Source organism: Allocellulophaga tsushimaensis, from assembly GCF_055383085.1.
The window spans coordinates 340,366-362,870 of record NZ_AP039451.1; the positions used below are offsets into that span (position 1 = coordinate 340,366).

At 32.1% G+C, this 22,505-nt stretch carries 21 protein-coding genes; 4 read left to right on the forward strand and 17 right to left on the reverse strand.

The features are described 5' to 3' along the window. Positions 1-89 precede the first annotated feature (89 nt). The 6 genes from ACZ451_RS01525 to ACZ451_RS01550 form a co-directional block, all read right to left on the reverse strand. On the reverse strand, positions 90-1,520 hold the full coding sequence (locus tag ACZ451_RS01525; protein WP_464215312.1) for a TolC family protein: 1,431 nt from the start codon (positions 1,518-1,520) through the stop codon (positions 90-92). Then, positions 1,521-2,888 (reverse strand): HlyD family secretion protein, encoded by a 1,368-nt coding sequence (locus ACZ451_RS01530; RefSeq protein WP_464215313.1) that lies wholly within the window; start codon positions 2,886-2,888, stop codon positions 1,521-1,523. After that, positions 2,881-4,554 (reverse strand): peptidase domain-containing ABC transporter, encoded by a 1,674-nt coding sequence (locus ACZ451_RS01535; protein ID WP_464215314.1) that lies wholly within the window; start codon positions 4,552-4,554, stop codon positions 2,881-2,883. The genes ACZ451_RS01530 and ACZ451_RS01535 overlap by 8 nt, the downstream gene beginning before the upstream one ends. Next, positions 4,551-5,219, reverse strand: a complete 669-nt coding sequence (locus ACZ451_RS01540) for a TetR/AcrR family transcriptional regulator (protein ID WP_464215315.1) — start codon at positions 5,217-5,219, stop codon at positions 4,551-4,553. The genes ACZ451_RS01535 and ACZ451_RS01540 overlap by 4 nt, the downstream gene beginning before the upstream one ends. A 270-nt stretch (positions 5,220-5,489) precedes the next feature. Next, a complete protein-coding gene (locus ACZ451_RS01545; protein ID WP_464215316.1) occupies positions 5,490-5,801 on the reverse strand; it encodes a hypothetical protein in 312 nt (103 codons plus the stop codon). Positions 5,802-5,885: 84 nt separating this feature from the next. Continuing rightward, a complete protein-coding gene (locus ACZ451_RS01550) occupies positions 5,886-6,851 on the reverse strand; it encodes a sodium-dependent bicarbonate transport family permease (RefSeq protein WP_464215317.1) in 966 nt (321 codons plus the stop codon). A gap of 106 nt (positions 6,852-6,957) precedes the next feature. On the opposite strand from ACZ451_RS01550, the gene ACZ451_RS01555 reads away from it, so the two are divergent. Continuing rightward, positions 6,958-7,881, forward strand: a complete 924-nt coding sequence (locus ACZ451_RS01555) for a LysR family transcriptional regulator (RefSeq protein ID WP_464215318.1) — start codon at positions 6,958-6,960, stop codon at positions 7,879-7,881. Positions 7,882-7,895: 14 nt separating this feature from the next. Here ACZ451_RS01555 and ACZ451_RS01560 read toward each other — a convergent pair whose 3' ends face one another. From ACZ451_RS01560 to ACZ451_RS01575, 4 genes are read right to left on the reverse strand one after another with little or no spacing between them, the layout of a single operon-like run. Further along, on the reverse strand, positions 7,896-8,528 hold the full coding sequence (locus ACZ451_RS01560; RefSeq protein ID WP_464215319.1) for a flavin reductase family protein: 633 nt from the start codon (positions 8,526-8,528) through the stop codon (positions 7,896-7,898). Positions 8,529-8,535: 7 nt separating this feature from the next. Then, positions 8,536-8,820, reverse strand: coding sequence for a TIGR03643 family protein (locus ACZ451_RS01565; protein ID WP_464215320.1), 285 nt, complete (start codon positions 8,818-8,820; stop codon positions 8,536-8,538). 4 nt (positions 8,821-8,824) lie between these two features. Then, entirely contained in the window at positions 8,825-9,235 is a 411-nt protein-coding gene (locus tag ACZ451_RS01570; RefSeq protein ID WP_464215322.1) for a DUF2452 domain-containing protein, read from the reverse strand. A gap of 18 nt (positions 9,236-9,253) precedes the next feature. Beyond that, positions 9,254-9,418: a Lacal_2735 family protein gene (locus tag ACZ451_RS01575; protein WP_464215323.1), complete on the reverse strand. Its 165-nt coding sequence runs from the start codon at positions 9,416-9,418 to the stop codon at positions 9,254-9,256. Between the two features lie 254 nt (positions 9,419-9,672). On the opposite strand from ACZ451_RS01575, the gene ACZ451_RS01580 reads away from it, so the two are divergent. The 3 genes from ACZ451_RS01580 to ACZ451_RS01590 all read left to right on the forward strand — a co-directional run bounded on the left by ACZ451_RS01580 (position 9,673) and on the right by ACZ451_RS01590 (position 14,194). Beyond that, positions 9,673-12,771: a DUF7133 domain-containing protein gene (locus tag ACZ451_RS01580; RefSeq protein WP_464215324.1), complete on the forward strand. Its 3,099-nt coding sequence runs from the start codon at positions 9,673-9,675 to the stop codon at positions 12,769-12,771. Positions 12,772-12,776: 5 nt separating this feature from the next. Then, the gene (locus ACZ451_RS01585; RefSeq protein WP_464215325.1) at positions 12,777-13,739 is read left to right on the forward strand and encodes a sugar phosphate isomerase/epimerase family protein; all 963 of its coding nucleotides are present in this window, start codon (positions 12,777-12,779) and stop codon (positions 13,737-13,739) included. Between the two features lie 164 nt (positions 13,740-13,903). Next, entirely contained in the window at positions 13,904-14,194 is a 291-nt protein-coding gene (locus ACZ451_RS01590) for a GNAT family N-acetyltransferase (protein ID WP_464215326.1), read from the forward strand. Between the two features lie 8 nt (positions 14,195-14,202). Here the strand turns inward: ACZ451_RS01590 and ACZ451_RS01595 are convergent, their stop codons facing one another. The 7 genes from ACZ451_RS01595 to ACZ451_RS01625 form a co-directional block, all read right to left on the reverse strand. Then, complete coding sequence (locus tag ACZ451_RS01595) at positions 14,203-14,424, reverse strand: hypothetical protein (protein ID WP_464215327.1); 222 nt, start codon at positions 14,422-14,424, stop codon at positions 14,203-14,205. 105 nt (positions 14,425-14,529) lie between these two features. Further along, positions 14,530-14,712, reverse strand: a complete 183-nt coding sequence (locus ACZ451_RS01600) for a CPXCG motif-containing cysteine-rich protein (RefSeq protein ID WP_464215328.1) — start codon at positions 14,710-14,712, stop codon at positions 14,530-14,532. 33 nt (positions 14,713-14,745) lie between these two features. Continuing rightward, on the reverse strand, positions 14,746-16,140 hold the full coding sequence (locus ACZ451_RS01605) for a TolC family protein (protein WP_464215329.1): 1,395 nt from the start codon (positions 16,138-16,140) through the stop codon (positions 14,746-14,748). Positions 16,141-16,142: 2 nt separating this feature from the next. Further along, a complete protein-coding gene (locus ACZ451_RS01610; RefSeq protein ID WP_464215330.1) occupies positions 16,143-16,850 on the reverse strand; it encodes a hypothetical protein in 708 nt (235 codons plus the stop codon). Between the two features lie 4 nt (positions 16,851-16,854). Further along, positions 16,855-20,064 carry an efflux RND transporter permease subunit gene (locus tag ACZ451_RS01615; protein ID WP_464215331.1) on the reverse strand — a complete coding sequence of 1,070 codons (3,210 nt, stop codon included), beginning with the start codon at positions 20,062-20,064 and terminating at the stop codon, positions 16,855-16,857. Next, entirely contained in the window at positions 20,064-21,194 is a 1,131-nt protein-coding gene (locus ACZ451_RS01620) for an efflux RND transporter periplasmic adaptor subunit (RefSeq protein ID WP_464215332.1), read from the reverse strand. Before ACZ451_RS01620 ends, ACZ451_RS01615 begins: the two co-directional genes overlap by 1 nt. 68 nt (positions 21,195-21,262) lie before the next feature. Then, positions 21,263-22,432: a hypothetical protein gene (locus ACZ451_RS01625; protein ID WP_464215333.1), complete on the reverse strand. Its 1,170-nt coding sequence runs from the start codon at positions 22,430-22,432 to the stop codon at positions 21,263-21,265. Positions 22,433-22,505 lie beyond the last annotated feature (73 nt).

Here is a 22,505-nt window from a genome sequence, read left to right on the forward strand (position 1 = left end):
AAACTTATAACCTAATCAAAAATAGTTAAGAATTATACGTTTGCAGAATAGGGATAGATAGGATGCCCCTAAACCCCTTTAGATTTGTTTTAATTAATACTATTAGGATCCGTAATTCCTAAAGCATTGTATAAACGCGCTGTTGCTTTTAATTGCTTTACCAATAAAGCGTTTTCTTTAAGTTGCGCATCAATAAGTTTTTGCTCTCTAGAATTAATTAAAAATAAAGAACTTTCCCCCAAAAAGAATTTCCGCTCCTCTGCAGCAACCAATGTTCTGTAATCTATTACAATATCTTTCACAAGCTGATTTTGCTTCTGCAAAGAGTTCATCTCAATAGTAACAGCAGTTATCTTATTTTTTATGCTTAATGATGTAGAAATACGTTCAAACTTAACATCTTGTATTTTTATTTTGGCTAACCTAAGATCTCCACGTTCTTTTCTGGTAAAAATAGGATAACTAAAATTAGCAAAAGCTTTATAATTTGCTGTATTAAATGTACTCAAATCTGTTTCAGGAGACAGAAAGTTATACTGCAAATCTATTTTAGGCAACAGTTTATTGCGCTTTAAATTTCGTTCTACTTTTAAACCTTTTATTTTAGCATCTAAACTTAGTAATTTTGGATTATTTATGGCTAAAGCAGTGGTATCTGTAATTCCTTCTAAAAGCAAAATTGATTCTAAAATATTTTGTTCTGGGCTTTCAGGAATCACATTTTCATTTAATTCTAAAGGAACATCATTTAACCAAAGGTAATTACTAACCACTAAAGCTGCCTTTCTCCTTTTTAATGACGCTGCTTCTAAACTTAACGCTCTATTTTGTGCTGTTATCCGCGCTTCAGTTATTTCAATTTCTGCTTTATCGCCAACAGCAACACTTCGCTCAACGGCTTTTAGCCTTGTGGTAGCGTTTTCTAAAAAAGTACTGTAAATTGCCTGCTCATTAGTTTCTTTTAACCAATCGAGATACGCTTTAGTAGCATCAAAGAGAATATTATTCACTAATAAATCTCTATCAGCTTTGGTTTGCTCTCTAAAAAATTTTGCTTTTCTTAAAGCCGCCATTCGTTTATTGGTTAAAAAACCTTGCGCTAAAGAAAATGAAACACCTGCACTATACAAACCATCTTCAGGCACATCTAAATTCGGATTTAAAAACTCACCAGAATTTTGTTCAAAATTTGCTTTAAATTCTATTCCATACCATGTTGGTATTTTAAATGTTGCATTTAATTGATCGTAATATTCTATATCCTTAAACTTTTTGCGATCATAGTCTACTTCAATTTTAGGATCAAATCCGCCACGGGCTTTTAATAGATTAGCTTCACCTAAACTTAACGTAAGCGCAGCTTGTTTCATTAACGGATGATGTTTTTTTACATAGCCCAAAAACTCTTCAAAAGTTAAAATATTCTCGCGCTGAATTGGAGTATTTATAGTTTGCCCTTGTAAAACAGCTACCAAAAACAAAAAAATAGATCCTATGATATATTTACAAGATTTGATCATTTATTCCTTTTCTTTTTTTGTTTCCTTACTCGCTATTTCTTTACCTTCAGGTCTGTAATAATTTGGTGGAAAACCATTAAGTTGTCGCCATAACTCGTACCAAATCGGAACATCTTCTAATAATGCAATTGTATATGCTCCAGAACCTACACGAACATTTTCTGGCCATTCTGCAACTTCATTATCTGGTGCAACGAGAATTCTAAATTTACCATTGTCACTAATAAAGGTTTCTATAGCAACAACTTTTCCTCCATACGTTCCAAAGGATGCATTAGGCCAACCGCTAAAGAAAATTGCTGGCCATCCATCAAACTGAATTCGTACTTTTTCCCCTAAATGCATTAACGGTAAATCTAAAGGGTCTACATACGTTTCTACCGCCAAATCATAATTAGAAGGCATAATACCTACCAATTTTTCCCCTTCTTTAAATGTTTCTCCCAATCCTCCTTTTATAGCTTTATTGATGTACCCATTTTGCGGAGCAGTAATGTAATACAAAGCATTACGAATAGAATAATTAGCTGATTGATTTTCCAATTTTGTTACTTGTGCTTCTGCATCAAATTGGTTTGACTCTGCCGTAAAACGATCACTACGAGATTTTGCAATTTTATCAGCATATTCAGCAGAAATACGGCTGATCTCAATATTAGCATTTAGCACCTGATTTTTGCTTGCCAATAACTTATTCTCTTTTGAGATTAATTTAGCTTGGGTTTCTTGTAATTTTAATCTTTTTACTTCTACTTCTGTCAGCGATTTTAAACCTTCTTTTTGTAATGTTAATATCCGATCATACTGACGTTCTGCAATTTTAAAATTTGTTTTTGAAGCTTCAAAATCAATACTATCACTCTTTACTTTAAGTAAGCTTTGACGTAATTTATTTTTTGCTTGAGATAATTTTAATTGACGCTCACTATTTAAAGCACTTACCTGACCTTCTAACGCTTTTATTTTTCCTTGATACGAAACTACAGATTTGCTTTTGGCATTCTTTTGTTGATTGATACGCTCTACTAATTTTGGATCCTGATATTCGTTTTTAATTTCAGAAATAAATAAAATAGTATCACCTTTATTCACAAAATCTCCTTCTCTAACATACCATTTTTCAATTCGCCCTGGAATTGGTGATTGTATGGTTTGAGGTCTCTGATCTGGTGTTAAGGTAGTTACATACCCATTTCCACTCACATTTTGTGTCCATGGCAAAAAAAGTATTATAAAAAATACGATTGCAGCAATACCTAAAAACCGATTAAAATATTTATTATGCTTAGAAGTAAATGCTTTATTAAATGCCTTATAACCTTCTAAAGAGACTTTTTTATTTAACTGATTATATGAAATATTAAGCATTGTTTTTAATTTTTGAGGTGATTACTCCATCTGAAATTTTAATCGCCTGATTGCAATATTTTTTCCATTTGCTATTCCTGCTTGATACAACTAATGCCCATGGCCTTTCTGGAGCTGTTAAGTAACTGATGATTTTTTCTGCTTCCTTACTTTCAAAATGTTCTAAGGGGTCTTTTAATAATAATAATTTAGGCTTGTGAATAATAGCCCTAGCTAAAACAATACGTTTAGAAATGGTAAACGGTATCTGTTGCCCCTCTGGATACAACATTGTGTTAATTCCATTAGGTTGTACTTTTATAAACGAAAGTAAACCAACATCCCTAAGGGTACTATGCAAGCATTCTTGTGTGATATCTTTTCGTCCAAAAGTGATATTATCTAGAATTGTTCCTTCAAAAGGAGATTGTTCTGGAAGAACTTGACCAATTTGTGCACGGTATTTGTTAGGAAATAATCCTTTAACAGAGACATCATTGATGTAAAAAGCACCACTTGTAGGCGGTAATAATCCCGAAATTACTTTTAATAAGGTAGTTTTCCCCGAACCAGATGCCCCATCAAAGAAAATACGATCTGTTTTTTCAATATTAAAATCTATATTATCCAACACCTTTAAGCCTTCTGGAGTAACATATTTTAAACTATTAAATTCAACATGTAAATCTAGTTCTTCAGCAAAAGGATCTTCACCAGACTGCATTTCTATTTCTTTATCTACAACTTGACCTATTTTTTCTAAAGAAGTTAATACATCATAAAAAGACTCTAAACCTCTAATAAGTTTCTCTACAGAACCTATAACCAATAAAATAATAATTTCCGAGGCAACAAACTGCCCTATATTCATTTGTTGATTCAATACCAAAAGCCCTCCTATTACTAACAAACCGGCTGTTACCAGTATTTTAAAACCTATTAACTGTATAAATTGTAATACCAATACCTTAAAATGGCTTTCTCTAGCTTCTAAATAATTAGTGGTTAAATAATCATTGCGTGACATGGCTAAATTTGATTTTCCAGATAATTTAAAGCTAATTAACGAGCGTGCTACTTCTTGTATCCAATGTGCTACTTTGTATTTGCTTTTAGACTCTTTTAAGCTCGTTTCTAAACCTTTATTTGCAGTAAACTTAAAAACCACATAAATGAGTAATAACAGCAGAAAACCATAAATAATAAAAAACGGATGATAAAATGAGAGTAACATTAAACCAAAAACAATTTGCAACACTGCCGCAGGAAAATCTATTAAAATTTTAGAAAGTCCTTTCTGAATGGTCAAAACATCAAAAAAACGGTTTGCTAATTCTGGAGGGTAATAATTACGTAATTCTGCCATCTTTATCTTAGGAAATCGATACGCAAATTCAAAAGAAGCCCTTGTAAAAATCTTTTGCTGCATATTCTCTAAAATTCGTATTTGCATTAGTTGTAGAATTCCTTGAAAAGCCACCCCAAGTGTCACTAATACTACTAATACGATCCAAGAGGTAGACACTTGAGCACCTTGAATAAGGTTTATTATTGCTTGGATACCCAAAGGCAAAGTTAAAGCTACCAGACCAGCAAAAATTGCATAATAAAAAATTTGACGAATATCTTTTCTATCTAATTCTAGAAGACCTAAAAAACGCTTCCACGGAGACATTACTTCTTTCATTTAATGGTATTTAGCACTAATTCTTTATAAAACTCTTCAATATTATTCTTCCCTTCTTCTACATCCGTTAGGGATGGCAGGTGCTTTGAGAAAAAGCGTTGATGATGTGTCCCTTCTATCACAGTTGAAACGAGCATATGAGGAAATTTAAATTTTGCATTTACCTCTAAAACAATATCACTGATGCGTTGCACTACACGTTTATATGTTTTATAATAGCCACGTTCATTTTCTTTGTCTATATCTTTGGTGTGATACGCTTTAGATGACTCTGCTATAATAATTCTATGCAACAAAACCTCATCTATAAAAGAAAAGGTATTGTCTTTTAAAGTTTTTTCTGTGATAATTTGTATAGCGTTTAAAAGTTTAGCTTTAGGAGAAGAAACATTATGCGTTGCAAATACTAATTTGTATTCTACCCAGCTCCAATACCAACTCACCAGGTACACTAAAAGTGCATGTTTACTGTCAAAATATCTATAAATAGAACTCTCATTAGAGCCAATTCTAATTCCTAATTTTTTAAAAGTAAAAGCCTCAAAACCTAACTCATCAATCATCTCTATACTCTTACTTACAATCTTTCTACCTAAATCTGTAGCCTCCGGATTTCTGTTGTAAAGCTCTGGACTTATGGTTATTTGTATTTGTAAATTTTTCATATCAAAAACAAATATATAATAGTATTACTATTAATTATAATAGTTTAACTATATTTTATGAAAGTTTAAGTATTATTTTAACAAAAAGATGTAATGATTATGGTTTAATTGACGATACAATACAGATAACTTACGGAATGAAATTTAGATAGGGTTGTATCTACAATTACGGCTTAAAAAAATAGGACATAAAAAAGCGACTTTTACCTGAAAAGTCGCTATGAAATTAATGCTAAGAATAACATTTTATAACTACAAAAACATAAAAAATTAGTCTTCGATTGTAATCTGTATCATACTTTTCATTCGTAATTTTTTGCCTTTAACTCTTGCTTGTGCAAAAAAATCTTTAGCAATTAACTGCTCAGAAAGTAACTCATCTATACGTCCGTTATCATATTCACATTTATCTAAAATACTACCTTCTGTTCTCGATAAACGCTGTAATTTGTGAAAGTTAATTTTAACTTCTAAAACAGAATTTATAATATCTGAGGCTTCAGAAGCGGTAAAATGACCATCTATAAGATTAATTTTTTGTGCTACTTTGTTTGCTTCTTTTGCTTTAACTACTGTTTCCATAATATTAAAATAATTTTTTACAAAGCTCTGACTTTTTATTTATATATTTTTATTTATATATCTTATAATAGTTATAAAAATAATTTATGATAATTGAATCATATACAGATACAATGGCATCCCTAATGTAATATTAAATGGAAATGTAATCGCTAATGCCATGGGTATGTATAAACTAGGGTTTGCTTTTGGAGCAGCTAATTTCATTGCTGCAGGTACAGCAATATATGATGCACTTGCTGCGAGTATTGCAAATAACAATCTATTACCCATTACATTACTAAAAACTCCACTAACCATTGCTACAATACATCCATTAATTATGGGAACTAGAATTGCAAATAAAAATGCAAACAATCCTTTCTTTAAAAAATCAGAAAGTTTTTTGCCACTAGTAATGCCCATATCTAACAAAAAAACAGCTAAAAAACCTTTAAAAATATCTGTTGTAAAAGGTTTAATACCTTCGGCTTGCACTTCACTAGCCAGAAAACCTACTAAAAGACTTCCAATAATTAACAGGACGCTACCATTAGTTAAAGCATGATGCAACACTGTTTTAACAGGCACTTTATCTTCTTTTTTATTCTTTTTAAATACAGTAATTAATAATAAACCAACCATAATAGAAGGTGCCTCCATTAAAGCCATTACGGCAACCATATGACCGTTAAAAGGAATTTGCTCCATCTCTAGAAAAGAAATTGTAGTTACAAAGGTTACCGCACTTACAGATCCATAAGCTGCTGCTATTGCACCCGCATTCTCTACATTAAATTTTCTTCTTAGTATAAAATACGCATATATAGGTATCACTATTGCTAAAAATATTCCAAATAAAAGAGACCATAAGATCTCCATATCTAAATTACTATGCGACAGCTCTTGACCTCCCTTAAACCCTATAGATAATAGAAGGTACAGCGATATAAATTTAGAGGAGTTAGGTGGTATACTTAAATCACTTTTTAGTTGTACTGCTATAATACCTAAAAAGAAAAATAAAAGAGCTGGGTTAGTAAGATTATCAAAAAGAAGGTGTAAATCCATAAAAAATAAACTACAGTGATTATTAATTTTTTATTTTTTACAAAGCTCTGTTCTTTTTTGCATTTATTTTTATTTATTTTTATTATAAAATACATAAACATATATTATGAACTACACGTTGCATCAGCTCGAAATTTTTCATAAAATAGCAGAGTTAAAAAGTGTCACTAAAGCATCAGAAGAGTTATTTCTGACGCAACCAGCGGTTTCTATTCAACTTAAAAAATTTCAAGATCAATTTTCTATTCCACTTTTTGAGGTAGTAAGCAGAAAAATTTACATTACAGAATTTGGTAAAGAAATAGCACTTGCTGCAGGAAATATTTTAAACGAAGTGCATGCTATAAACTACAAAACAATGTCTTTCCAAGGGCAATTAGCTGGCAAGTTAAAAATAGCGATTGTTTCTACTGCAAAATACGCTATGCCTTTTTTCTTAAGTGAATTTATAAATACCAATAAAGGCATAGATTTAATTATGGATGTAACCAACAAGGCAGAAGTTATTAAATCTTTAGAAAACAATGAAGTAGATTTTGCTATGGTATCTACTATACCAAAAAGTTTAAAAATAGACCGTATTCAATTGATGGAGAATAAACTATACCTTGTGGGTGGAAAACAATATAAAAATACTGGCAAACCAATTACCAACAAAATATTTGAACAGCTACCCCTTATTTATAGAGAACAAGGCTCTGCAACAAGAAATGAAATGGAACGTTTTATTGCTTCCAATAAAATAACATCTTATAAAAAAATAGAACTAAAATCTAATGAAGCCTTAAAGCAAGCTATTGTAGCTGGTCTTGGTTATTCTATTATGCCACTTATTGGAATAAAAAATGAATTAAAAAGTGGAGACTTACAAGTAATTCCTGTAAAAGGGCTTCCCATTATAACCAACTGGAATTTAATTTGGTTAAGTTCCAAAAACCTATCTCAGATTGCAAAGGCTTTTATTACTCACATTAATGAAAATAAAGCAGGTATTATGAACGAACATTTTAACTGGTTTAAAAAATATTAATACTTAACCATCATTCATTCAAAATTTGGCAATTCTGCGATTCTAGCATAAGGGAATTCTTCTATTTTAGAAAGATTATAATAACTGTTTAAACCAGAAATACCAACGCCATTTAAAGCTTCTAAATTAATATCCATATCAGCATTAGAAATATGATCTGGACAGATTAAATGCATAATTTCACCAATTATTAAAGTAGTACCATTATGCTTAATTGGTAGCGCTTCTACAAAACGCATTCCCATTTTAAAATTACTATCCTTTACAAATGGTGCTTTAAAACTAGGGATATACTCCTCAGCTAATTTACAAGCCTCAAATTCTGATGTGTTTTCTGGGAACTTAGAAGACGTGTAATGCGCATTTTTTATAAATTCTGGATGAATATGATTTATGGTATACTCACCTGTTGCCATAATATTACGATAGGTATGCCCAACATCTTTTGTTCTAGGTCGTTGTATAAATCCCAATAAAGCAGGATCACTACCTAAGTGCACTACAGAGCTAAAAATAGCTAAATTTACTTGTCCATTTTCCGAAATACTTCCGATGAGGTTTGCTGGTTTTATTCCAGTAGCGGCATTGATCAATTTTAAACGTTCAATTCTGTTTAGTTTTTTGATATGCTCCTTGGTGTAATGCATTTACAATTTATCTTTTACTAATTTTATTTCCAGTGATAGCCCTTTGTCTAGAGCATTTAAAACGATTTATTTCTGGATTACGCTTTTTTAGATGTTTCTGACTCACCCCACTATTTACTCTTTTTCGCCACCTTTTAAAGCTATTTTCTTTGAGGTTTGCCCGCATTACTTTTATCACTTCTTTCTCTGGCAATCCAAATTGAAATTTTATAGCTTCAAATGGCGTACGATCTTCCCATGCCATCTCTATAATACGGTCTAATTCTCTTTCTGTAAATTCTTTATCTGGCATCTAACTATTCGTTTTTAACTTTTTCCCAGATTTGCTCGGCATTTAAATAGAAACTGCCCTGGGCATTAAATTTACATTCATGAGGGGCAATAACCGATAAAAAATAGGTGTCATCTTCTTTTTTATACAAATGGTAAACATCGCCTATAACTGGTTCAAAAGAAAATTTAGCATTAAAAATCAGGTTATTATATTCAAACTCTTCCATCATCTGATCGTACTGCGCCTTTATCTCTTTATATTTAGCTTGTACTTTATGATTTACCTTATTAATACTTCTATTTTTCCAAGCTAAGGTATCTACAGTAGTAATAACAGGAGCTCCAACATCTGTAGCATATGGTTTTAAAGCCGCATCATAGGCATTGGTATCTGCATTATAAACAACATTATCGGGCTTTTTGTCTTTATTCATTTTAAAAAAGGAATCGGTTTAATCTAATTTTTCTAACTGTTTCATCACCTCATCAGCCTCAAAAGTTTTTTGATCACTCATTTTACGGTTCGTAGTAGATAAACCATGTGCCTCTTTCATAAGCTTAGCATATTTATCTTGTAGTTTTTCTTTTTCTGATTTTTTCTTAAATAGTCCAAACATATGCTCTTAGGTTATAAATTATATGGTAAAAATACAAAATGTTTAACAATTATTTTAAAACATTAAACATTTTATATAACAATACATTGTTAAAGTTTTAAAAATAGAAATCAAATGGTTTTATCCCTATAACGATTAAAGAACTAAGTCATATTTGCAGAAAATCTTTTATATATTTATCTGAGAGACTTATAAAACATAATAAGCTTGAAATTTTCTTCTAGAATTTTCATGCTGTTATTCCATTTACCTTAATGAAAAATATACGCCACAACAGCATTTTTAAAAAATACACCTTCTATAGCACAGCTCTCCTTTTATTTTTTATCCATACTGCTTGCCAAAATGAAGAAAAAGTAGGCAGAAATGTACCCCTTGATGAAATTTCAGGAAATGAAAAAGTAAAAAAATATATGGAATCTTTTGAAAGCATCGGCATTATGTCTGATAGTTCTTCAACTACTCCTCCCAAAGAGACTTTAAAAAATTTCCGATTTAGCGAAGATTTGCAAATGGATTTAATGCTCTCCGAACCGCAAATTCATCAACCTGTAGATATTAGTTTTGACCATCGGGGACGCATGTGGGTAGTACAATACAATCAATACCCCTATCCAGAAGGCGTAAAAATTGTAGACATTGATAGGTATGTACGCGCTGTTTTTGATAAGGTACCTAAACCACCAGGAGAAGGTATAAAAGGTGCTGATAAAATCACCATTTTTGAAGATACCAACAAGGATGGATTTTACGATAATGCCACGGATGCTATTACGGGTTTAAACATTGCAACTAGTGTTGCTTTAGGAAGAGGAAAAATATGGGTTTTAACTCCGCCTTATTTAGTGGCATACCCTGATGCCAATGGCGATGGAATTCCTGAAGGTTCTCCTGAAGTTCATTTAAGTGGTTTTGGATTAGAAGACACACATGCCGTTGCCAATAATTTACGGTGGGGACCAGATGGATGGTTATATGGTGCACAAGGAAGTACAGCCACAGCAACCGTTTCATCGGCTGTTTCTAAAAATGTACACTTTAAAGGACAGGCACTTTGGCGTTACCACCCAGATAGTAAAATATTTGAAATATATGGAGAAGGTGGTGGAAATACTTTTGATGTGGAAATAGATGCCAAAGGCAGGTTTTATTCTGGTGATAATGGTACTACTAGAGGTTTTTACTATAAACAAGGTGGTTACTACCGTAAAAACTGGGGAAAACATGGTGCACTTACTAATCCATATGCTTTTGGATATTTACCTGGTATTGCTTTAGAAGGCAAACGGATTAGGTTTACACATGCTTGGATTAAATACGAAGGCGGTAATTTACCAGATCAATACAATGCTAAAATATTAGCATTAAACCCGCTACAGAATTTTATTCAGATCTCTAGAACCGAAACGATAGGTTCCAGGTTTAAATGTATAGATGAGGATAAACTTCTTGAAACTGATGATAAATGGTTTAGACCTGTAGATATTAAAGCTGGCCCAGATGGAGGTGTTTATATTGCAGATTGGAATGATAGTAGATTATCTCATGTAGACCCTAGAGATACTTGGAGCAAAACTACTGGGCGTATTTATCGTTTAAAGAACAAACAATCTAAAGGATACGATTATGCTTCTTTTGATTTAAGCACCTATTCTACTACAGAATTGGTGAAATTACTTTCTCACAAGAACAAATGGTATCGCCAACAAGCCTTGCGAATTTTTGGAGATAGAAAAGATAAGACTGCACTACCAGAATTGCTACAGCTTTTAAGAACAGGAAATAACCAAGAAGCGCTAGAAGCCTTATGGTCCATACACTTATCTGGCGGATTTACTGATGCTACAGCCATAGAAGCTATGAACCATTCTGACCCATATGTTAGATTGTGGAGCATCCGATTAATTGGTGATACCCGAAAAGCATCTCCAAAAGTTTCAGAAAAAATGATTGCTTTGGCAAAATCCGAAGATTATCCAGAAGTGATAGGACAACTAGCCTCATCAGCTAAACGCCTTCCTGGTATTGTTGCCATACCCATTATAGAACAACTTTTAAATAATGATGCTTTAGGAAATGATCAAGACAACCAGATGCTAATATGGTGGGCTATTGAGGCTAAAGCTGTGCCTAACAGTAAATTACTCTTGTCCCTATTTAAAGATACAAATTTATGGAAAAGACCTATTGTAAAGAATGTTATTTTAGGGCGTTTAATGCAGCGTTATTTATTAGAAGGCGGCACTCAAAATTATACTGTTGGAGCGGATTTATTTGCATTAGCCCCATCCGATGAGGAAGCAAAAATACTCATGACGGGTGCTCAAGATGGCTTGCGTGGTAAAGAATTAAGCAATGTACCCGAAAAACTCACAAACTATATTGCACAATACCAATCTAAATTTGGCGCAGGGAAACTAAATTTTGCACTACTTAAAAATAAACCTGAGGCTATAGATAAAGCCATTGCTATTATTAAAAATAGTAAGGCAAGCAGTTTAGAAAGGCTATCCTACATTAAAACCTTTGGAAAAATAGAGCAGCCAAAAGTTATCCCTGTATTATTAAAAATTGCTGGAAATAATAACGATGCGGCGAGTATTAGATTAGCAGCGATACAAACCCTGCAACATTATAATGATGCCAGTATAGGTGAACATTTGGCAAAGGCATACCCCTATAATCTAAGAGCAGATTTAAGTATAAGAAATGCTGCATTCTCATTATTTTCAAGTAGAGCAGATTGGGCAAAAGAATTATTAAAATATGTGCAAATCACTAAAGAAATTAAAAAAGAAGAAATCCCAGATGCCATTATTCGTCAATTTAAATTATTAGAAGATCAAAAGATCAATGCCATTGTAGATGAGCTATGGCCAGATATTTCAGTAGCTACATCAGAAGATAAAAACCAACAAATACAAAAAATAAAAAATGCACTATCCACTACAACAGGAAATGCTACTAATGGCAAAAAAGTATACACTAACTATTGTGGTACCTGCCATAAGTTATTTGATACTGGTGGAAATATAGGTCCAGAACTTACGGGTTACGATAGAACTAATATGAATTACTGGGTATTAAATATTGTAGATCCTAATGCTGATATTAGAGAAGGCTATGTAATGTATAGAGTAGAAAAAAAAGACGGACAACTAATTTCTGGGATTATTACTGATAAAAGTGATGCAAATGTGCGTATTAAACCCATAGGTGCTGAAGAAATAGTGCTATCTGTTACGGAGATTAAAACGATGGAAGCACAAAAAACTTCTATTATGCCAGAACGTTTAACACAGCATATGACTGATCAAGAAATAAGCGATTTATTTGCCTACATTAAACAATAAAAGTTATGAATAAAAAAATATCCAGAAGATCATTTGTAGCAAAATCTACTCTAGCGGGTTCCGCAGCATTGGTAGGCGTTCCTCTTTTTTCTCAAAAGTCTAGTCTTTTTTTAGAAAAAGAAAACGACTTAGACATTCATGTTTTCTCCAAACACCTTCAATTTCTTACTTATAAGGATATGGCAGACGCAGCCGCAGAAATTGGTTTTAACGGTATAGACTTATCAGTACGCCCTAACGGACATGTAATTCCAGAAAAGGTAACCGAAGATTTGCCAAAAGCTATAGCATGTATTAAAAAGGCAGGTTTTGCTCCAAAATTAATGACTACCGCTATTAAATTTGCCTCAGCCCTCTATACTAAGGATATTCTAGAAACAGCTGCAAAAGAAGGAATAACATGTTATCGTTTGGGTTATTATGGCTATCCCAAACAAAAAACTATTCCTGATGGATTAATCGAAATTAATACAGAACTAAAAGCTTTAGCACAATTAAACAAAAAGTTAAACATTAAAGGAGCATATCAAAATCATGAAGGGATGCGCGTTGGTGCCTCTATATGGGAAATTTGGGATATGCTTAAAGGTGTTGATAAAGATTTTATGGGTTGCCAGTATGATGTTAGGCATGCAACTGTTGAAGGCGCCAGATCTTGGCCTAGAGGATTAGAACTTATAGCGCCTAAAATAAATACTATAGTCCTTAAAGATTTTAAATGGGAGCTTAAAAATGGGAGATGGGAAATTTTAAACACCCCAATGGGTGAAGGCATGGTAGATTTTAAACGCTATTTTAAAATCTTAAAAAAATATAGGATTAATGTTCCTGTTTCTATGCATTATGAGTATGATTTAGGTGGTGCAGAGCATGGAAATAAAAATATAAAAATACCGCAAAAAGAAATTTTTACTGCCATGAAAAAAGACTTAAAATATGTTAGAGATTTGTGGAAACAAACCTTGTGATTCCCTCATATTGTTTTTATAATTTTCTTGAAAAAAGGCTTTATAAATCGCCTATAATGCTCTTTTTCCTTTCAAAAAACTTAATATATTCTTAAAATGTTTAAGCTTTTATACTTTTTGTTTAACAATTATGTATATTTAGCGCAATTCGAAATACGTATATTATGAAGATTGGGGCATTAACACATAATAAACAAGAAAAATGGTTTGAATTACCTATAGACAATTTTTTTGCATATGTACATTATATAGAAATTAAAGATAAAATGTACTTAACCTATTCAGAAGTACCCTACCATATGAGAGGAAATGGTATTGGTAAAATTTTGGTTGAAAAAACTTTTGAATATCTTGATAAAAATAAAATTACAACTATAGAGGTTTGTAGTTTTATACGTCATATAAAAAGGGAACGTAAAAAAAAAGAGGAAAGTTACAATTTAGCACATAACTAAAAATAACATTATTTTTTCCATTTAAAATAGCCTCTTAGCATTAATAAAGAGTTTATAGAATGTACTACAGCCAAAAACCAAAGGCTAGCTATTACACAAATAACAGCGGCTAAAGCTTGGCCAACTGCCATAATACTATAGCCTTTTAAACTTTTTCTATTCAGTAACTCAAAAGCGATAAGAATTAGAATTGCAGAACTAATTTCAATAATTGTTTGATACGTTTCCATCATTCTTTTTTACTCGATAATCAAGATTTAAATATTTAGATGCGTTTAGATATTTTTAAGTTATTTTCTTACAAATACTACGCTGGCTTGCTCCAAGATAGTCTATTACTGCTCAATATCGTGAGCTTCAAAAGCTACCATTTCATGATCATGAAATTCTGGGGTTATTTCAATAGGGTTACAACATACCTCACAATCTTCTATATAACTTTGTCTAGTGACCGAAGTATCTAATAACATTGAAATTTCTTCCCAACAATAAGGACATTGAAAAAAGTGTTCGTACATGATTTTAAAAAAACCTTTCCTTCTATTAAATTTCTAAAAATCAACATTTAACAGTTGTCCTGTTAATTGTAATAATTGCAACTCTGATAGTTTTGCGTCATATTTTGCCAAGTTCTTGTTTGTCTCAGCATTTAAGAGATTAACTTGTGCTTGCCTAAATTCTATAGAACTAATTCTTCCTAATTTAAATTGTTCTTGTGAACGTTCAAAATTATTTTGATTGGTGATTACATTCTGTTCTTGAATTTTAAAAATAGTAAGTCTGTTTTTATAAATAGTCAATGCATTTAAAATATCCCTATCTACCTCTAAGGCTATTTGCTCTTTTTGCAATTCTTGATTCTGATACGCTATTTTTGCGTTCTTAATCCTAACAGTAGTACTTCCACCGTCAAATAAATTCCAAGTTAAGGTTGCTCCAAGCGCAAAATTCCGATCATTGTTTGAATTTATTCCAGGGAAAAAAGCACTAGGTGCAGTCTGGTTTAAATTCCAACCATAAGAACCAGTTAAACCTATAGTGGGTAAATATCCAGCTGTATTTACTTTGATATCATAGGCATTAATGGTTAAGTTTTTTTCTGTTTGTAAAACCGCTACATTATTTAATTTTGCCTGAGACACGTATTCTTCTAATTGCAATTCTGGAATAAAATGCACCAAAGTATCTACTTTAAATTTGGTATTTAAATCTTGATTTAACACTACATTTAAATCTCTTTTTGTATTCACTAGCTGCTGTTTTACATTTAATAAATTAATACTATCATTCGTAACATCAACTTGAGCATTTAAGATATCTAGTTTTGTATTCTGCCCATACTCAAAGGCATATGCTGCTCTTTGGTTTCGTTGCTTAGAAATTGCCAACACTTTCTGAAGTACATTTTCATTTTCGGTTAAGCGTGCTATTTCAAAATAGATACTAAAGAGTTGTATCATTGTATTTTCTATAGTCTCTCTTGCTTGTAGTTCATTTAACTGATACTGCTCTTTTAATCTTTTATAATTATAGTACCGCCCAAGACCATCAAATAAGGTATAATTTGCATTTAACGAAGCTCCGTATCGTTGTGCTTCTGCTTTATATAAATTTGCATCTGGCCTTGGAACAGGATTGCCCGTATTTGGATCAATCAGTAGTTCATTAGTTTCTGGATTACGAGCAAACTGACCTGGGAATTCAAAAGTACTATCATCTCTTTGGTAATTTGCATTTGCCCTACCAGTTAAGGTAGGCAGGTAACCAGAATTTAATAGACTTTTATTATTTTCTGCTATAGCAACACTATTTTTTGCCACCTTAATTCCAAAATTATTCTCTAAAGCCAATTGTATGGCTTCTTCTTTAGCTAAGGTTTTTTCTTGTGCTAGTATTCCATTAAAAAAAATGCACCATAGAATGCTAAATGTGTATATTTTTTTCATTATCACAAGTTTTCTTCTTTATTAGCATACAATGTATTTACTTTATCTAAAAAAGCGATTAAAGTCTTTTTTTGCAGTATATTACTTTGTTCTGTTTTTATAACAGTAATACCATCTAATTGCAAGGCTATCTCTTCTTTAAATGTAATTAATTTTAATGCAGAAAGCTCTTTTTTGTATTGTTGTACTTTAGAATTTTCTCTTTTATGAAGTACTACCCTATTTTGAGTAATTTCTAATTTAAAGTCTTGGTATTTAAATAGCCTTTGAAAACCACTTAACATCTTAACACCTGCTATTCCCAATCCAATGAGGATAAAGCAGAAGATATAATTTGCTGTACTTAAAACCAGACCAATTTCATCACGAAAAGAAGCTATAAAAACTAATAATGCTGCCAGGCCTAATAAAACAAATAATGTACCCAAAACTAGCGATACCACATCTGCTACTACTGCTCTTGTAGCTCTTGTCAGTATTATAGCATTCTCTGTTGAAATAACTTCAAAACCTAAATCTTTTAAATGTTTTAATTCATCAATATCTGATATGGTTTTTGCTATTTCTGTATCAATACAAGAAACATCATATACCAAACCTCTTTCCGCAATTTCATTTCTTAATTCTACCTGAGACCTATACGTAAGCAATTCGCATTTAGTTAATAACCGTTGCAAATCATAATCTGAATGTTCTTTGTATCTGCTCATTTGCTTATAATTCAGAATGTTTAGCTTCTTCAAACAATTCTTTAATTGCTCTTTCAGTCTTTTCTTTTTCTACTTTACTGCCTTTACTTAATCTTTCAAAGGTTGTTTTACACCAATTACTAAATGATAAGAAAAGGGGTAACATCAGTAAGGTTAATAGCGTTGCATAGCCTATTCCGTATGCAATTGATATTGCCATAGGTTTTAAAAATTGTGCTTGTCTACTGGATTCAAAAAGTAGTGGTGCTAAACCTGCTATAGTTGTTATTGAGGTTAAAAATATGGCTCTAAAACGAGATTTACCTGCTTCAAAAATGGCATCATCAAATTTTAGACCTTCTCTAAGGTTGGTATTAAACTTACCAATAAGTACCAATCCATCATTCACCATAATACCAATTAAAGCAATAATTCCTAACATTGATAGAATATTAATTGGAAAATTATGAAACCAATGTCCCCAAGCTACAGCCGTAAGACTAAAAGGAATTAACAATAAAAGCATTAAAGGCTGACTAAAGCTCCGGAAGGTAAAGGCGATTGTCATATAAATTAGCGCTAAAACTGATAAACCTACTAATTTTAAGGAACCTAATAATTTACCAGCTTCTCTATTCTGCCCTTCATATGATGCCGTTACTGAGGCATATTTAGATTGAATACCTGGCATGATATTGTTCTGAATATCAGCCATTACATCAGTTGCACTAGTTTTCTTTGCATCTTTTAAATCTGCTGTGAGTTGAATTTCTCGTTGTCCTTCTAAGTGATTGATGGCGACGTCTCCTCTTTCTATGGTGTAACTTGCGATTTCTTTTAAAGATACTCTACTCCCGTTAGGGGTCAGAATTTTCATTTCGTCTAGGTCTGTAATAGAAGACCTATTTTCTCTGTCATAACGTACCCAAACACGAATCTCATCCTGCCCTCTCTGAAAACGTTGTGCCTGTGTACCAAAAAAACCAGAGCGCACTTGCCCCATTATAGTCCTTAAATCTAAACCTAACAAATAAGCATTCTCTTTGAGTTTCAGACGAATTTCTTTAATCCCAGCTGGGTCATTATCAGTAACATCTTTTAATAAAGGGTTCGCTACTAAAGCAGCTTTGAGTTCTTTTTTAGCTGCCTTTAATTCTTTAATATTATTACCAAGAAGTGATACGGCTACAGGACTACCCCCAAAGTTACCTCCAGAACCAAATACTAAACTTTCTGTACCTACTACCGGGCCTACTAATTCTTGTATTTTAGAAGTTACCAAATCTGATGTTAGTACATCTGGCCTATTTTCACCAGGCAGTAAATTAATGGTTAAAGATGCTGCAGATGAACCTGGACCTATTCTTTTTATAGCATTATCAAATAAAACCTTATCTGTTCCTGCTAAATATTCTTCTGTAAACTCTTTATTTACAATTTCTGCTTTTTCTTCTATAAGGCTGATAATAGAATCGGTAACTCGCTCGTTAGTACCATTAGGCATTGCTAAATTAATAGCTACTCTATCACTAGCGACTCTAGGAAAAAAAGCAGTTCTAATAATTCCGCCACCGACAGAACCAAAGGTTAAAACCAGTGCACTTATAAAAAGAATTACAGTGAAAAATTTATATTTTAGAGTGAAGATAAGAACTGGGGAATATAACTCATCTCGCATCCAGTTCATTAACTTTTCACCAAACTCATTAATAACACGTAATTTTGCAAAAGCGGCAGCAAAACCTGTTTTTGGTGTATTATCTACTGCTTGCAATGCTTTAGAATGTGCTAAATGCGCAGGTAAAATAATGAGTGCTTCAACAAGTGAAACCACTAAAGTCAGGATTACAATAACAGAAACTTCACCAAAAAACTCTCCAATTCTACCATCTAAGAATAGAAATATAGAAAAAGCTAAAAGTGTTGTAATAATAGCAGAAATAATGGGTGGCAGAACTTCTAAAGTTCCATCAATTGCTGCTTGCACAGGTGTTTTTCCTTTTTCATAATGTTGATAAATATTTTCTGCAATGACAATACCATCATCTACCAGAATACCAATCACGATAATCATTCCAAAAAGTGAAAGTACATTTATAGTCACATCAAACTGACCTGCAAAAATAAACATCCCTAAAAATGCAACAGGTAAACCAAAGGCAACCCAAAAAGCCAAGCGTGTATTTAAAAATAAGGATAGGAATATTAATACCAAAAGCATGCCTTGCCATGCATTTTTAAAAAGTAAAGCAGTACGTTGTGTTAAGGTGATAGACAAATCGCTTACCACACTTAATTGCACATTAGTATATTTTTGATTAAAATCTTCTACATATACTTTTATTTTTTCTGCAGCAGAAATTAAATCTTCAGTATTGGTACTTGTTATGGTCACGTTTACAGCCAAATCACTATTGTAGTAAGAAGCATTTGGTGTTTCTGCAAAACGATCCCTAATTTGTGCTACATCTTTTAAACGAATGGTTTGCCCTGAGGCATCAGCTCTAATAATTAAATTAGACAATTCGTCTCCATAGTACGAACGGTTATTTGCTCTTATTAAATATTCCTCTGCACTTGTTTTAATATTTCCACCAGTAACTAAAATATTGGCATTAGCAACTGCGCTTGAGACCTCAGCAAAAGTCATACTATATGCTAAAAGACTATTTTCATTTACGGTAATTTCTATTTCTTCATCTGGATACCCTGAAATATTTATCTGAGAGATTCCGTCAATAGCTCTAATATCATTCTCTACTTGTCTACCAATTTGCTTTAACGTCCCTAAAGGAATTTCTTCTCCACTTATCGCAAAGCTAATCGTTTGCCTTACATTTTCTCTTTTAGACACTACTAAAGGTTCCATACCCGTAGGAAAAGAAGGCACTCTATCTACTGCATTTTTTACCTGCAATAACATAAAATCAATATCTCTACCTTTCTCTATTTCTACATCTATAGACCCGCTATTTTCTCTTGAGGTTGATGTAACTCTTTCTACACCTTCTAAACCCTTTAAATTGTCTTCTATTTTAAGGACGATACCTTCTTCTATTTCTTGAGGTGATGCTCCAGGGTAAACAATATTTACTGTTATGTTTTTAGAATCTATAAGCGGAAAAAAGGAAGATTTTAAAGAATAAGCACCCAACAATCCAAAACCTAAAAATGCCAGAAGAATAACATTTACAGCAACATGGTATTTAATAAAGTAAGCAATAATTTTTCTCATTACTCGCTTTCTTTTTCTTGTTTGTCTTCATATATTTTCACCAACATCCCTGTATAAGCACCAACAACAGGCTTAGTAATAATTGTGGTACCATCTGGGATATTTTTAAGAACTACTTTCTTATCCGAAAAATATACTGGTTTTACATCTATACGATCTAATATAGAATCTCTAACTACAAATATTTGATCGTTTTCTAAGAGTAATGTTCTATCAACTTCTATAGCATCCGTTTCTTCTTTTGCATTAAGATGTGCTTCTAAATACATCCCTTCTTTAAGGTTTTTATCTTTTACTTCTATAAAAGCACTTATGGTCTGTGATGCCTGATCTACACTTCCATTAATTCTCGAAACTTTTCCACTGTAGGCTTCCGTCTCTTCTAAATTTGTTAGCCTTACCTGCTTACCCAATGCCAACAAATCACTGTAAGCTTTACTCACAGAAACCTCTAGTTCATACACATCAGTATTTATAAACTCTCCTAGTTTTTGCCCTGCTCTAATCAAGGTTCCTTCTGTAACCAAGGCTTGGGTTAACACACCATTAAAAGGCGCAGAGATTCGATATTTACTTAAACGTTGTTCTAAATTTTTAACACTGTAATAGCTCGTTAAAATACCACGACCTGATATAAAATATTTCTCTTTTTCAGAAGTCATTTCTGGAAGTGGTGGTGTTACCGCTTTTAAATCGAAATTACTTAAGTACGATTGCCATTTTGGATAAATTTCTGGATAATCTAAACGCAAATCTGCCATTACCGAAGTAAGCAAATTATACAAGTTACTTTTTTGAGATTGTACATTGGCGGCATATTCTGATGCATCTATTCTAATGATAGATTGTCCTTTTTTATATTGCTCACCTTCTTTAAAAAGCTTTGCCCCCTTTCTAAAAACGCCTTGTACTTCAGCATAAAGTTCAACACGCCTTTTAGCCCTTACATTTCCGTTAGCGGGTACCGTTATCGCTACTGTTCCGTTTTTTACTTGATCTGCAAAAACAGTTTTTACAATTTTGTTTGGCTTTGGTTTTCGAGTCTTTTTACTATCTACAATAAGCTTAGCACCAAAAAGAGCAAGTGCAAGTACTACTACTCCTAAAAAAGCTAAAATGGCATTTCTCATTTGCTTGGAAATTAGGCTGCAAAATTATCCAATACTTAGCTGTCTTACGTTAAACATATCTTAAATATTTAAGGATAAAAATTTAAGTCTAACATTAAGAGTTCAATATCTAAATTGGTTCTTTCTTTACCAGTAACATTAAAAACCGCCGTAAAATATTCTGAATTCCCAAGGTATGTTTGTTTAAAATTATGCAAACGATCTAAATCGCTAAAAAGTTCAACCGCAGCAATTACACCAATATCATGATCAGAAAAAAATAAAAACTGTTCTGTATCATTACCTCCTTTAAGTCTAGAAACTATGACATATTCCGATGCTAAACCCTGTAATTCCAGATTAAGAATAGTATCTACTTTCTTTTTAGGATTACTATATTTTAGAGTTCTATTTATGATTTTAAAATTAGGGTTACTTTCATTAAAGTATTGGATAAACTTATTATTGTTTTTCGTTGGCCCTACATAAATACTATTTTGTTCTTTTAGATCGCTATAATTTGATTTTGTAGCAAAACGAATGGCAAAATCTTCCTTTTGATTTGCAAATAATTTAGTAATGTGATGTGTGGCAACAGCACCCATACCCGTCATATATGCGTAATTTGCAGGCTCTATTAGTTGCGTAATACTATCATTATTTTTTCTAAACGTATAAAAATCTTCTAAAGAGTTTATGCTATAGTCTCTATTCCACCCTATTTTACCAGTAACTGTTTTACCCATTAGTCCAAAAAAATCACCCACATAAACGGTAGTTTCTTTATTGTTTTTAAAAAATAAATTCCATAAAGGTACTTTTGGTTTATATAAGAAAAATATCATTAGAGCAACTATTAGGATACCTAATGTATAATTTAAAGCTTTAGAGAAAGTGAAGATTTTTTTGTAATCTTTAGTAATTATTCGTTTGGTATTCGGAATAAAACTTACATAGTATTGTCCTTTTTTAATATAAATTTTAAGCTTATCCTGTTTTCCTTCTTTGTTGTAATAGGCATCCAATTTTTTACGAAGGTTATAAATATTCACTCGTATTCTAGAGTTGCTCGTCTCTTCTAAAAAACTATCTCCAAATAATTCAATACCAATAGTAGTTTCTTTGATTAGCTTTTTTTGTAGAGTAGCATGAACCAAAAAAGCAAGTAATCTAGCACTTGTAGATGCTTTTAAGAAGGAAGTACTTTCTAATATTTTTTTAAGCTGATTAATCTTTTCTTCCTCAGAAATCAATTCCATTTTTAACACTTTTAACCGTTACAAGTACCGTTAAACAAAGGTTAAATATAGGCAATAGTATTCTTTTTACTAA

Coding starts and splice junctions, on each gene's coding strand:
- ACZ451_RS01575 (WP_464215323.1), bottom strand. CDS start 9,418: ATGTTTGGACTATTTAAGAAAAAATCAGAAAAAGAAAAACTACAAGAT.
- ACZ451_RS01550 (WP_464215317.1), bottom strand. CDS start 6,851: ATGGATTTACACCTTCTTTTTGATAATCTTACTAACCCAGCTCTTTTA.
- ACZ451_RS01530 (WP_464215313.1), bottom strand. CDS start 2,888: ATGCTTAATATTTCATATAATCAGTTAAATAAAAAAGTCTCTTTAGAA.
- ACZ451_RS01625 (WP_464215333.1), bottom strand. CDS start 22,432: ATGGAATTGATTTCTGAGGAAGAAAAGATTAATCAGCTTAAAAAAATA.
- ACZ451_RS01540 (WP_464215315.1), bottom strand. CDS start 5,219: ATGAAAAATTTACAAATACAAATAACCATAAGTCCAGAGCTTTACAAC.
- ACZ451_RS01620 (WP_464215332.1), bottom strand. CDS start 21,194: ATGAGAAATGCCATTTTAGCTTTTTTAGGAGTAGTAGTACTTGCACTT.
- ACZ451_RS01605 (WP_464215329.1), bottom strand. CDS start 16,140: ATGAAAAAAATATACACATTTAGCATTCTATGGTGCATTTTTTTTAAT.
- ACZ451_RS01585 (WP_464215325.1), top strand. CDS start 12,777: ATGAATAAAAAAATATCCAGAAGATCATTTGTAGCAAAATCTACTCTA.
- ACZ451_RS01610 (WP_464215330.1), bottom strand. CDS start 16,850: ATGAGCAGATACAAAGAACATTCAGATTATGATTTGCAACGGTTATTA.
- ACZ451_RS01600 (WP_464215328.1), bottom strand. CDS start 14,712: ATGTACGAACACTTTTTTCAATGTCCTTATTGTTGGGAAGAAATTTCA.
- ACZ451_RS01560 (WP_464215319.1), bottom strand. CDS start 8,528: ATGCATTACACCAAGGAGCATATCAAAAAACTAAACAGAATTGAACGT.
- ACZ451_RS01595 (WP_464215327.1), bottom strand. CDS start 14,424: ATGGAAACGTATCAAACAATTATTGAAATTAGTTCTGCAATTCTAATT.
- ACZ451_RS01570 (WP_464215322.1), bottom strand. CDS start 9,235: ATGAATAAAGACAAAAAGCCCGATAATGTTGTTTATAATGCAGATACC.
- ACZ451_RS01525 (WP_464215312.1), bottom strand. CDS start 1,520: ATGATCAAATCTTGTAAATATATCATAGGATCTATTTTTTTGTTTTTG.
- ACZ451_RS01545 (WP_464215316.1), bottom strand. CDS start 5,801: ATGGAAACAGTAGTTAAAGCAAAAGAAGCAAACAAAGTAGCACAAAAA.
- ACZ451_RS01615 (WP_464215331.1), bottom strand. CDS start 20,064: ATGAGAAAAATTATTGCTTACTTTATTAAATACCATGTTGCTGTAAAT.
- ACZ451_RS01580 (WP_464215324.1), top strand. CDS start 9,673: ATGAAAAATATACGCCACAACAGCATTTTTAAAAAATACACCTTCTAT.
- ACZ451_RS01555 (WP_464215318.1), top strand. CDS start 6,958: ATGAACTACACGTTGCATCAGCTCGAAATTTTTCATAAAATAGCAGAG.
- ACZ451_RS01535 (WP_464215314.1), bottom strand. CDS start 4,554: ATGAAAGAAGTAATGTCTCCGTGGAAGCGTTTTTTAGGTCTTCTAGAA.
- ACZ451_RS01590 (WP_464215326.1), top strand. CDS start 13,904: ATGAAGATTGGGGCATTAACACATAATAAACAAGAAAAATGGTTTGAA.
- ACZ451_RS01565 (WP_464215320.1), bottom strand. CDS start 8,820: ATGCCAGATAAAGAATTTACAGAAAGAGAATTAGACCGTATTATAGAG.